Consider the following 11,157-nt stretch of genomic DNA (forward strand, 5'->3'; position numbering starts at 1 on the left):
GTGGTGCGCACTGCGGCTCGGCTCCTCGCTGAGGCCCGTCACGGTGGTCCAGAAGACCCTCGCGCGCTCGATCTCGTGCAGCGGCAGCGACTTCGCCGTGATCATCAGGTCCGGCGCCTTCGGTGCCCGGTAGAAGTAGAGCGGGAAGTCGTCCGGCGGGAAGATCTCGCAGAACGCGACGGGGGTGTTCAGCCCCGCGACCGTCTCGACGAAGGCGTTCGCGACGCCGAACTCCGGCAGGGTCCTGGCGATGTACCGACCGAACGGGTCGTTGCCGGTGCGGGTGATGACCGCGGCGTCGGCGCCGTGCCGGGCTGCCGCGATCGCCACGTTCGTCGCGCTGCCGCCGACCGACTTCGAGAAGGTCGTGACGTCCTCGAGCGGCCCGGTCTGCTGCGGGTAGACGTCGACGCTCACACGTCCCATCGTGATCACGTCGTACGCGTGGGGAGCGGGGTTCGTCATGCGACGCGAGGGACCTTCCGTGCGGCTTCATCGGCGGACGATGACGACTGTACACCGTGTTTGCCATAATGTCATGACATGGATGCACCAGGCCTGGAGGCGCGGTGTCGGTGGGTCCTGACAGGGTCACGACATGCAGATCCTCGCCCTGGTCATCGGTCTCGTGATCGGCGTCGCCGTCGGTGCGGTCGTCGCCTGGTCGCTCGCACGGTCGCGCGCCGGCGTGGACGCCGCCACCTCCCGTGCCAGCGCCGACGCGCTCCGGTCCCGGCTGGACGAGGTCCGACGCGACGCCGAGGAACGGCTCGACGCACAGGACGCCCAGTACCGCCGGCAGGTCGACTCGCTCGAGCGCCGGGCCGCCGAGCTCGAGCACCTCGTCCAGCGCATGCACGGTGCCGACGCCGCCCGGTCGCAGGGCGAGTCGAAGGTGCTCTCCGCGCTCAGCCCGGTCGCCGAGACGCTCGACGTCATGCGCGCCAAGATCGCCGAGCTCGAACAGTCCCGCAGCGAGCAGTACGGGGCGATCTCCGCGCAGCTGCGGTCGGCGGCCGAGTCCGAGGAACGCCTCCGGGCCACCGCCGACACCCTCGCGAGCGCGCTGTCGTCGAACAGCACACGCGGGGTGTGGGGCGAGACGCAGCTGCGCAACGTGGTCGAGGCCGCCGGCCTCCTCGAACGCGTCGACTTCGACGTGCAGTCCTCGGTGACGACCGCCGCCGGCACCGCCCGGCCCGACATGGTGGTGCACCTGCCCGGTGGCAAGACGATCGCCGTCGACGCCAAGGTCCCCTTCAGCGCCTACCTGCAGGCGGCGGAGATCCCCGCGTCCGCGACCGGTGCCGAGGGTGCTCGACGCGACGCGCTCATCGGGCAGCACGTCAAGGCACTGCGGGCGCACGTCGACGCCCTCGCCGCGCGTGAGTACTGGACCGGGTACGACGCCTCACCCGAGCTGACGATCGCGTTCATCCCCTCCGAGTCGCTCGTCTCGAGCGCCCTCGCCGCCGACCCCGGACTGCTCGACCACGCGTTCCGCAAGCGCATCGCCCTGGCCTCGCCCGTGACGCTGTGGTCCGTGCTGAAGACCGTCGCGTTCTCGTGGCAGCAGGACGTCGTCTCGCAAGAGGCGCACGAGCTCTTCCGGGTCTCGCGCGAGCTCTACGGCCGCCTGGCCACCATGGCCGGGCACGTCGACAAGCTCGGGCGCTCGATCCGTGGCTCCGTCGTCGACTACAACCGCTTCGTGGGGTCGCTCGAACGGCAGGTGCTCCCGAGCGCCCGTCGCCTGTCGCTGCTCGACGAGTCGAAGGTCATCGCGGACCCGGCGTCGATCGACGACGAGCCGCGACTGCTCACCGCGCCCGAGCTCGTCGCCGCCGTCGACGACTGACCCCGCGCCCGCGGCACACTGGCACCGCTCCGTCGAACCACGAATGCGACATCGAACTCCCCCGCGGGGCTGGTTCGATGTCGCATTTGTGGTTCGACCCGGCCGCGGGTCAGCGGGTCAGCGGGTCAGCGGATCAGAACCACTTCTCGGCGCGGTGGTCGGCCTGGATGCGGCGGATCGTGTTCGAGCGGGATCGGAGCACGAGCGAGTCCGTGTGGATGACGCCACGCGAGCGCCGGACACCGTCCACGAGGACACCGTCGGTGACACCGGTGGCGACGAAGAACGTGTTGTCCCCGGTGACCAGGTCGTCCTGGTCGAGGACCTTGTCGAGGTCGTGCCCGGCGGCGAGGGCCTTCTCGCGCTCCTCGTCGTCCTTCGGCTGGAGCTTGCCGAGGATGACCCCGCCGAGCGCCTTGATCGCGCACGCCGTGATGATGCCCTCGGGGGTCCCGCCGACACCGACGCACATGTCGATCGTCGACCCGGGCAGCGCCGCCGCGATGCCACCGGCGACGTCACCGTCGAGGAGCAGTCGCGTGCCGGCACCGGTCGCGCGGATGGCACGGATGAGCTCGTCGTGACGGGGACGGTCGAGGACGGCGATCTGCATGTCCTCGAGGTCCTTGCCCTTCGCCTTCGCGAGCGCACGGATGTTGTCACCGATGGGCTTGTCGAGGTCCAGGACACCGCGACCCTCGGGGCCGGCGGCGATCTTGTCCATGTAGAACACCGCGCTCGGGTCGTACATCGAGCCGCGGTCCGACACGGCCATGACGGAGATGGCGTTCTGGCGTCCAGCGGCGGTCAGCGAGGTGCCGTCGATCGGGTCCACGGCGATGTCGCAGGCCGGGCCGTGCCCGTTGCCGACGTGCTCGCCGTTGTAGAGCATCGGGGCGTTGTCCTTCTCGCCCTCGCCGATGACGACCACGCCGTCGAAGTTCACCGTGCCGAGGAACTTCCGCATCGCGTCCACGGCGGCACCGTCCGCGAGGTTCTTCTCACCGCGCCCGACCCACGGCTGCGCTCGGATCGCCGCCGCCTCGGTCGCACGCACGAGCTCGAGCGCCAGGTTGCGGTCGGGCTGGAGGAACAGGGAACCGGTTTCCGTCGTGGGAGTCACGCTCGTCAGCCTACCGACCGGCGGCCGACCGCCGGTCCGGACGGCGGGCCCGTGAACGCATGTGCACGCCCGCCGCGCGTCGGCGGCGTGACCCGCACCGCGCCTCTCCCAACCGGCACGGCCGGCCCGCCGCTGGCGCGTCGCACCGGAACCGGCGGTCGGGGCCCAGTCCTGCTGACTACGATCGGCGAGGACACCACCGAAGTCGAAGGAGATCCACGTGCCCATCGCAACGCCGGAACAGTACGCCGAGATGATCGAACGAGCGAAGGCCGGCAAGTTCGCGTACCCGGCCGTCAACGTGTCGTCGTCCCAGACGATCAACGCGGTCCTCCAGGGCCTGCAGGAGTCCGGCTCGGACGGCATCCTCCAGGTGACCACGGGCGGCGCCGACTACTTCGCCGGTCACACGGTCAAGAACCGCGCGGCGGGCGCCCTCGCGATGGCGCGCTTCGCCCACGAGGTCGCGAAGAACTACGACATCACCGTCGCCCTGCACACCGACCACTGCCCGAAGGACGCCCTCGACGGCTTCGTGCTCCCGCTCATCGCGGCGAGCGAAGAAGAGGTCCGGCAGGGTCGCAACCCGATCTTCCAGTCGCACATGTGGGACGGCTCGGCCGTGCCCCTCGACGAGAACATCGAGATCGCGACGACCATGCTCCAGAAGACGCGGAACATCAACGCCATCCTCGAGGTCGAGATCGGCGTCGTCGGCGGCGAGGAGGACGGCGTCGAGCACGAGGGCACGAACGACGCCCTCTACACGACCCCCGAACGACGTCGAGAAGGTCGTCGACGCCCTCGGACTCGGTGACCAGGGCCGCTGGATCGCCGCGCTCACGTTCGGCAACGTGCACGGTGTCTACAAGCCCGGTGGCGTCAAGCTCCGCCCCGAGCTCCTCGGCGAGATCCAGGCGTCGGTCGCCGCGAAGCACGGCACGGGCGAGAACCCGCTCGACCTCGTCTTCCACGGCGGCTCCGGCTCGACCGACGACGAGATCCACGAAGCCGTGCGCAACGGCGTCATCAAGATGAACATCGACACCGACACGCAGTACGCCTTCACGCGTTCGATCGCCGACTCGATGTTCCGGAACTACGACGGTGTGCTGAAGATCGACGGCGAGGTCGGCAACAAGAAGCAGTACGACCCGCGCGCCTGGGGCAAGGTCGCCGAGACCGCCATGGCGGCCCGCGTCGGCGAGGCCGCGAAGGTGCTCGGCTCGGCCGGTCACACCAAGGGCTGACGCGCCGGGTCACGACCTGGAGGAAGGGGGCGCGTCCGTCGGACGCGCCCCATCCTGCATCCGGTCGCCTCCACCGCGTGCCACGATGGCAGGGTGACCGCCGACGCCATCGCCTCCGACTTCGCCCAGTTCGTCACCGAGTCCCCGACCGCGTTCCACGCGGCCGCGATCGCCCGGGACCGCCTCGTGGCGGCGGGGTTCGAGGAGCTCGACGAGCTCGCCGCGTGGCCGACGACGCCGGGCGCGTACGTGGTGGTCCGCGACGGTGCCGTCATCGCCTGGCGCCTGCCTGCGGGTGCCACCGCAACGACATCGTTCCGGATCCTCGGCGCCCACACCGACTCCCCCGGGTTCCGCGTCAAGCCGAACCCCGGTGTCCGGACCGGCGGCTGGGAGCAGCTGAACGTCGAGGTCTACGGCGGCGCGCTCCTCTCCACGTGGTTCGACCGCGACCTGCGGATCGCCGGCCGGGTCGTGGACGCCGACGGATCCGTCCGGCTGGTGTCGACCGACGCCGTCGCCCGCATCCCGAACCTCGCGATCCACCTCGACCGCGGCGTGAACGACGGCAAGGAGATCGACCGGCAGCGGCACACGCTGCCGATCGTCGGCGTCGACGGTGACGCCGGCGGCACCGACGTGGTCTCGTGGCTCCGCGCCCGACTCGGCGAGACGTGCGTGTCCTGGGACCTGTTCCTCGCCGACACCCAGGCCCCCGCACGCATCGGCATCGACCGCGAGTTCCTCGCATCCGGTCGCATGGACAACCTGACCAGCGTGCACGCCGGGCTCCGCGGCATCGTCGACGCGCCGGCCGACGGCGACCACATCCCCGTGTTCGCCGCGTTCGACCACGAGGAGATCGGGTCGTCGACGCCGTCCGGCGCGGGCGGGCCCTTCCTCGAGGACGTCCTCGGCCGCGTGCAGGAGGGCCTCGGCGCCACCCGCTCCGAGGCGGCGCGGGCGTTCCGTGCATCGTGGCTGCTCTCGAGCGACGCCGGACACCTCGTCCACCCAAACCAGCCCGAGAAGCACGACCCCACCAACCGCCCGCGCCCCGGCGGTGGGCCGCTCCTGAAGATCAGCGCGAACCAGCGCTACATGACCGAGGCGAAGGGCGAAGCCGTCTGGGCCGCCGCGTGCGCCACCGCCGGCGTGCCGTGGCAGCCGTTCGTCAACGTGAACACGATCCCCGGCGGCTCGACGATCGGCCCGATCGCGGCGACCCGGCTCGGGATCCCGACGATCGACATCGGCGTGGGGCTGCTCTCGATGCACTCGATCCGGGAGCTCGTGCACGTCGACGACCTGGCCGCCCTGCACGGGGCCGTCGCCGCGTTCCTGGCCGGGTAACGGGGTCGCCCGGAACGGTCGGGTGCCCGGCTACAGCGTCACGACGACCTTCTGGGCGGACACTCCCGCGCGCTGGCGGTCGATCGCCGTCTGCACCGATCCGAGCCCCTCGCCGACCACGAGCGCCTCGGGGACCGGACGCAGCGTCCCGTCGGCCAGCCCGGTCTCGAGCACCTCGCTCCAGAGTCGACGGCCCACCTCGTCGTCGCGCAGGCTGCTCCCCCACACGAACGCCGACCGGATGCCGGCCCGTCGTGCACGCAGCGTGAGCCGGGCCATGGTCAGCCCGACCCGCGTGAAGACGGGCAGCATCGCCGGGAACAGGCGCCGGCGGCCCGCGAGGCCGTCGAGCGAGACGGGCGTGCTCGCCATCGCGAGGACGCTCCCGCCGGTCCGTCGGAGCACCTCGATGCACGCGGCTGCCGAGGTCGTGCCGAGTGCGACGGCCCCCACGACCCGGCGCCCGCCGATGCCCTCGACGAGGTGCTCGACTGCCCGCGCGTCGCCGTGGTCCACGACGACGTCCGCGCCGAGCGACCGCACGAGTGCGGCGTTCCGGGGCGATGCCGTGCTGACGACGTCGTAGCCCGCTGCCCGGGCGAGCTGGACGGCGTTCATCCCGACACTCGTCGAGCCGCCCCACACCACCACGACGCCCCGCTCACCCTCGGGCACGGCGGCGTCGCCGGGCATCCTGAGGCCGAGGTGCGCCGGCTGGAACAGTGCGCAGGCAGCGGTCGAGGCGCCGAGCGGCAGGACCGCGGCCTCGGCGTCCGACACGCCGGACGGCGTCGCAGCGGTCAGCCGCTCGAGCAGCACCGTCGTCTCCTGGAACGCTCCCTCCCGCATCGGGTCACGCCCTCGGTCGGTGCCCGTCGCGAGCCCGAACACCCGGTCCCCGACGCGGAAGCGGGTGACCCCGGCACCGACCGCCAGCACCTCGCCGGCGACGTCCGACCCGAGGACCGCCGGGTAGCGGAGCCAGCGGTAGGTCACCGAACCCGTGCCCTGGATCACCCAGTCGACCGGGTTCACGGCGATCGCCCGGACGCGCACCAACACCTCGCCCGCTCCGGGTTCGGCGTCGGGGACGCTCGACACGACGAGGGGTGCGCGAGATGCGCGGAGGACGGCGGCGGAGTGCTGCGACACGGGTGTGCCTTTCTGCAGGAGTGATGACACGCGGTGTCGTCACTCTAGCGCGTGACGACACCCGGTGTCATCATCTAGGCTCGCAGCATGGCCAGATGGGCGCCCGACTCCCGGGAACGACTGCGGGCCGCCGCGCTCGAGCTCTTCGCCGAGCGCGGTTTCGCGGCCACGACCGTGCCGGACATCGTCCTCCGGGCGGGACTGACGAAACGGACCTTCTTCCGGCACTTCAGCGACAAGCGCGAGGTGTTCTTCGGCGACGACGAGATCCCGCGCCTGGCCGCGGGGGTCCTCGCGGACGCACCCGCAGACGTCGATCCACTGGAGCTCGTGACCGAGGGACTCCGGACGCTCGCGATCCGACGGTTCGAGGCACAGCGCGAGCACATGCGTTCGGCCCGGCGGATCATCGAGGCCGAACCGTCACTCCGCGAGCGGGACCTGCGGAAGCAGGCCGACCTCCGGGAAGCCGTGCAGCAGGGCTTCGTCGACCGGGGCGAGGACGAACTCACGGCACGTGTCCTCGGCGGACTCACCGTCGAGCTCTTCCAGACCGCGCTCGAGGGATGGCTGGCCGACGACGACACCGCACCGCTCACCGAGCACCTGGACCGGGTGCTCAGCCGGATGCGGTCGACCTTCGGCTGCTGACCCGGCGGTCGAGACCGTCGTCGCCGCGTTCCCCGTCGGCGGACGCGCTGGGCGGGTCAGCCGCCGGTGGCCATCCGCTGCACGTACGCCGTGAACGCCGGGTCCTGCAGGAGCACGACCATCACCGGCACGATGCCGAGCACCGACGCGACCACACCGCCCAGGAGCGGGACCCAGAACGTCCAGCGCCGGGCACGGAGCCGTCGGATCGACCACCATGCGACCAGCACGAACACCACGACGAGCACGACCGCCCGGACGAGCACGGCGGTCGAGAGCGCCGCCGGGTCGGACAGCTCGGTGTACTGGCGCTCGACGAGGGTCCGGATCGTCGAGGCGGTGGTGCCGACGGCGAGGGACTCGACGACCGACCAGAGGCCGATCACCAGCAGGCCGACCGTCAGGACGACATCGAGCGGGGTGGCACCGAACCGTCCGGCGACCGGTGTCGGGCGGGCCGTGGCATCGTCGGTCGCAGCGCTGGGCCGTTGCGCGCCGGCACGGGGACCGCGGTCGCGAGCGGGCTGGTCGCGCGCCGCGCGTTCGTCAGCCGCCCGGGAGCGTTCTTCGTGTTCGAGTCGCTCCTGTTCGACGAGCACCGGGTTCACCCAGCCCTCGGGCGCGTACTCACCGTACTGCGGTGCCGGGCGGCCGTGGACGCGACCGCGCTGGTCGGCGTCGGCCGACGTGGCGGGCGTGCGCCGCGCCTCCTGGCCGGCAGGGGGATCGGCGACGTGACCCGGGTCGCGGGCCGGGACCGCGGACCAGCCGTCCGTGCCGCCGCTCACCGGCGACGCCCGCCGAGTGCGCGCGTCGGATTGCCCGACGCGTCGGTGCGGAGCTCCTTGGGGAGCGAGAACATGAGGTCCTCGTGTGCGGTGACGACCTCTTCGACGGTGCCGTAGCCGGCGTCCGCGAGCTGGTCGAGGACCTCGGTGACGAGCTCTTCCGGGACGCTCGCGCCGCTCGTGACGCCGACGGTCACGACGCCGGTCAGCCAGTCCTGTTGGATCTCGGCGGCGTAGTCGACGCGGTGCGCGGCCTTCGCGCCGTGCTCCAGCGCGACCTCGACCAGGCGGACGCTGTTCGACGAGTTCGCCGAGCCGACGACGATCACGAGGTCTGCCGCGGGCGCGACCTTCTTGATCGCGACCTGGCGGTTCTGGGTGGCGTAGCAGATGTCGTCGGAGGGCGGGTCCTCGATCGCGGGGAACTTCTCACGCAGCCGACGGACGGTCTCCATGGTCTCGTCGACGCTCAGCGTGGTCTGCGAGAGCCAGACGAGGTTGTCGGGGTCGGGGACCTCGAGCGCGGCGACGTCCTCGGGACCGTTGACCAGGATCGTGCGGTCCGGCGCGTGCCCCATGGTGCCCTCGACCTCTTCGTGGCCGGCGTGTCCGATGAGGATGATCGTGCGGTCGGCCCGGGCGAAGCGCGTGGCTTCGCGGTGGACCTTCGTGACCAGGGGGCACGTGGCGTCGATGGCGTGCAGGTCGCGGTCGGCCGCGCCGGCGACGACCGCCGGCGAGACGCCGTGCGCGCTGAACACGACGTGCGAGCCGCGCGGGACCTCGGTGACGTCGTCGACGAACACCGCTCCGCGCTGCTCGAGGGTCGACACGACGTGGACGTTGTGCACGATCTGCTTGCGGACGTACACCGGCTCGCCGTACTGCTCGAGGGCCTTCTCGACCGCGACGACGGCTCGGTCGACGCCGGCGCAGTAGCCGCGGGGCGCTGCGAGCAGGACCTTCTTGGTGCCGGCGACCGGTTCGTCCCGCAGGCGGCCGCGCGCCGCGAGGACCCGCGGGGCGGCGAGCGGGACCGTGTGGCCGTTGGTGATCGTCACGTCCTCGATGATAGGTGAGCGGGTCGCGTGCGGGCTGGGCGCGGGTGCGACCTGTGGAGAACCCGTCGCGCCCCCGCTGTCACCGGTGTCCGGCACGATGGACGTCCCGCACGAGAAGGAGCGACATGGCGATCGAACAGGGACCACCCACGGCCGACAACCCGTGGCCCGTCGCACTGCTCGGTGCCAAGATCCGCGACTGGATCGACCGCCTCGGCACCGCCTGGGTCGAGGGCGAGATCACCCAGTGGAACGTCGCCGGCGGCAACGTCTACGGCAAGCTCAAGGACGTCGAGGTCGACGCCACCGTGTCGTTCTCGATCTGGTCGAGCGTGCGCTCCCGGGTCCCGGCGGACATCAAGCAGGGCGACCGGGTCGTCGCCGCCGTCAAGCCGAACTACTGGGTCAAGGGCGGCTCGCTGACGATGCAGGTCGTCGAGATGAAGCACGTCGGGCTCGGTGACCTGCTCGAACGCCTCGAACGGCTGCGCCGGACCCTCGCCGAGGAAGGGCTGTTCGACCCCGCCCGGAAGAAGCGGCTGCCGTTCCTGCCGCACCGGATCGGCCTCATCACGGGCAAGGACTCCGACGCCGAGAAGGACGTCAAGCGCAACGCGCAGCTCCGGTGGCCCCAGGTGGAGTTCCGGACGGTGCACACCGCGGTGCAGGGCGACCGCACCGTCGGCGAGGTCACGGCCGCGATCGCGGAACTCGACGCCGACCCCTCCGTCGACGTCATCATCGTCGCCCGCGGCGGCGGCGACTTCCAGAACCTGCTCGGCTTCAGCGACGAGGGACTCGTGCGTGCCGCCGCCGCGGCGACCACCCCGATCGTCTCGGCCATCGGGCACGAGGCCGACCGGCCGATCCTCGACGAGGTCGCGGACCTCCGCGCCTCCACCCCGACCGACGCGGCCAAGCGCGTGGTGCCGGACGTCGCCGAGGAACTCGCCAACGTGCGGCAGGCGCGGGCGCGACTCGGGCTGCGCCTGTCGCACACCCTGTCGGTCGAGGCGGACCGGATCGCGGCCCTGCGCTCCCGCCCGGCCCTCGCGTCCACCGCGTGGCTCGTCGACACCCGCGCGGAAGAGGTGGCGCGCGACCTCTCCCGCGCCCGTGAGCTGCTGGACCGCCGGCTCGAACGCTCCCACGCCGAGGTCGGTCACCTCACCGCCAGGCTCCGGGCGCTGTCGCCGCGGGACACCCTGCGCCGCGGCTACGCCATCGTCCAGACGGCGGACGGCGGGGTCGTGCGTGGCGCCGAGGACCTGTCCGGGGCGACGCCCGTGCACGTGACGCTCGGCGCCGGGACGGCCACCGGGACGCTCGAGCCGGACGGGCCTGGGCCGGACGGCGTCTGAGCGGCTGCGGGTTCTCCACCGGTCTGCCCGTGCGGGGCACACGTCGGTGGGCGCTCGGTAGGATCGAGGGGTGTCATCCCAGCAGGAACCCGAGCAGCCCGACGTCCGGTCGCTGAGCTACGAAGCGGCGCGCGACGAACTCGTGCGCGTCGTCGCCGAGCTCGAACAGGGGTCGGCCACGCTCGAACGCTCGCTGTCGCTGTGGGAACGGGGCGAGTCGCTCGCCGCCCGGTGCGAAGAGTGGCTCGTCGGCGCACGCGCGCGGCTCGACGCCGCCCGTGCCGCGTCCGAGTCCGAGGACGGCGCAGCGCGATGACCGACGCCGACGGCCGCCCGATCGTCGCCGAGCTGGGCCGCGCCGAGACCCCGGAAGAGACCTGGGCGCGAAAGGACGCCGCACGCACCGCACGACGGCAGCACCAGACGGCGTTCAACCTCGTCATCGCGCTGATCGCCTCGCTCGGGATCGTCCTGTTCCTCGTCGCCGTGGTCGTCCGGCCGGACACCACTATCGGCGACCGCACGGTCGACTACCGGAAGGTCGCGTCCAGGCGCAGGTG

Annotated in this window: 10 protein-coding genes and 2 pseudogenes; 7 read left to right on the forward strand and 5 right to left on the reverse strand. The window is 71.9% G+C overall.

Going from position 1 to position 11,157, the window contains the following annotated elements; genetic code table 11:
- Window positions 1-465, reverse strand: a 465-nt coding sequence (locus I5E_RS04870; RefSeq protein WP_022906001.1) for a PfkB family carbohydrate kinase, incomplete at its 3' end; no start/stop codon positions are given.
- A 133-nt stretch (window positions 466-598) separates the two neighbouring features.
- Here I5E_RS04870 and rmuC point away from each other — a divergent pair.
- Entirely contained in the window at window positions 599-1,858 is a 1,260-nt protein-coding gene (gene rmuC / locus I5E_RS04875) for a DNA recombination protein RmuC (protein ID WP_022906002.1), read from the forward strand.
- Window positions 1,859-1,991: 133 nt separating this feature from the next.
- On the opposite strand, the gene glpX is transcribed toward rmuC, so the two are convergent.
- A complete protein-coding gene (glpX, locus tag I5E_RS04880) occupies window positions 1,992-2,981 on the reverse strand; it encodes a class II fructose-bisphosphatase (RefSeq protein ID WP_022906003.1) in 990 nt (329 codons plus the stop codon).
- 220 nt (window positions 2,982-3,201) lie between these two features.
- Between glpX and fbaA the strand changes: the two are divergent.
- Window positions 3,202-4,231, forward strand: a pseudogene (fbaA, locus tag I5E_RS21185) (class II fructose-bisphosphate aldolase).
- Window positions 4,232-4,324: 93 nt separating this feature from the next.
- Window positions 4,325-5,584, forward strand: coding sequence for a M18 family aminopeptidase (locus tag I5E_RS04890; RefSeq protein WP_022906004.1), 1,260 nt, complete (start codon window positions 4,325-4,327; stop codon window positions 5,582-5,584).
- Window positions 5,585-5,614: 30 nt separating this feature from the next.
- On the opposite strand, the gene I5E_RS04895 is transcribed toward I5E_RS04890, so the two are convergent.
- Window positions 5,615-6,766, reverse strand: a complete 1,152-nt coding sequence (locus I5E_RS04895; RefSeq protein ID WP_022906005.1) for a zinc-binding alcohol dehydrogenase family protein — start codon at window positions 6,764-6,766, stop codon at window positions 5,615-5,617.
- A gap of 57 nt (window positions 6,767-6,823) precedes the next feature.
- Here I5E_RS04895 and I5E_RS04900 point away from each other — a divergent pair, with 57 nt between their 5' ends.
- A complete protein-coding gene (locus tag I5E_RS04900; RefSeq protein WP_022906006.1) occupies window positions 6,824-7,387 on the forward strand; it encodes a TetR family transcriptional regulator in 564 nt (187 codons plus the stop codon).
- Between the two features lie 56 nt (window positions 7,388-7,443).
- Here the strand turns inward: I5E_RS04900 and I5E_RS22560 are convergent, their stop codons facing one another.
- The gene (locus I5E_RS22560; protein ID WP_022906007.1) at window positions 7,444-8,175 is read right to left on the reverse strand and encodes a DUF6264 family protein; all 732 of its coding nucleotides are present in this window, start codon (window positions 8,173-8,175) and stop codon (window positions 7,444-7,446) included.
- On the reverse strand, window positions 8,172-9,236 hold the full coding sequence (locus I5E_RS04910) for a 4-hydroxy-3-methylbut-2-enyl diphosphate reductase (protein WP_022906008.1): 1,065 nt from the start codon (window positions 9,234-9,236) through the stop codon (window positions 8,172-8,174). Before I5E_RS04910 ends, I5E_RS22560 begins: the two co-directional genes overlap by 4 nt.
- A gap of 125 nt (window positions 9,237-9,361) precedes the next feature.
- On the opposite strand from I5E_RS04910, the gene xseA reads away from it, so the two are divergent.
- The 3 genes and pseudogenes from xseA to I5E_RS04925 all read left to right on the forward strand — a co-directional run.
- Complete coding sequence (xseA, locus tag I5E_RS04915; RefSeq protein WP_022906009.1) at window positions 9,362-10,597, forward strand: exodeoxyribonuclease VII large subunit; 1,236 nt, start codon at window positions 9,362-9,364, stop codon at window positions 10,595-10,597.
- A gap of 70 nt (window positions 10,598-10,667) precedes the next feature.
- On the forward strand, window positions 10,668-10,913 hold the full coding sequence (locus I5E_RS04920; RefSeq protein ID WP_022906010.1) for an exodeoxyribonuclease VII small subunit: 246 nt from the start codon (window positions 10,668-10,670) through the stop codon (window positions 10,911-10,913).
- A pseudogene (locus I5E_RS04925) lies at window positions 10,910-11,157 on the forward strand (hypothetical protein); the annotation flags it as partial. The gene I5E_RS04920 and the pseudogene I5E_RS04925, both read left to right, overlap by 4 nt.

The sequence above is a fragment of the Curtobacterium sp. B18 genome (assembly GCF_000333375.1).
Classification (GTDB): domain Bacteria; phylum Actinomycetota; class Actinomycetes; order Actinomycetales; family Microbacteriaceae; genus Curtobacterium.

Excerpts from the sequence above, each read along its gene's own strand:
- rmuC (WP_022906002.1), top strand. The coding sequence starts at position 599 with ATGCAGATCCTCGCCCTGGTCATCGGTCTCGTGATCGGCGTCGCCGTC.
- I5E_RS04900 (WP_022906006.1), top strand. The coding sequence starts at position 6,824 with ATGGCCAGATGGGCGCCCGACTCCCGGGAACGACTGCGGGCCGCCGCG.
- xseA (WP_022906009.1), top strand. The coding sequence starts at position 9,362 with ATGGCGATCGAACAGGGACCACCCACGGCCGACAACCCGTGGCCCGTC.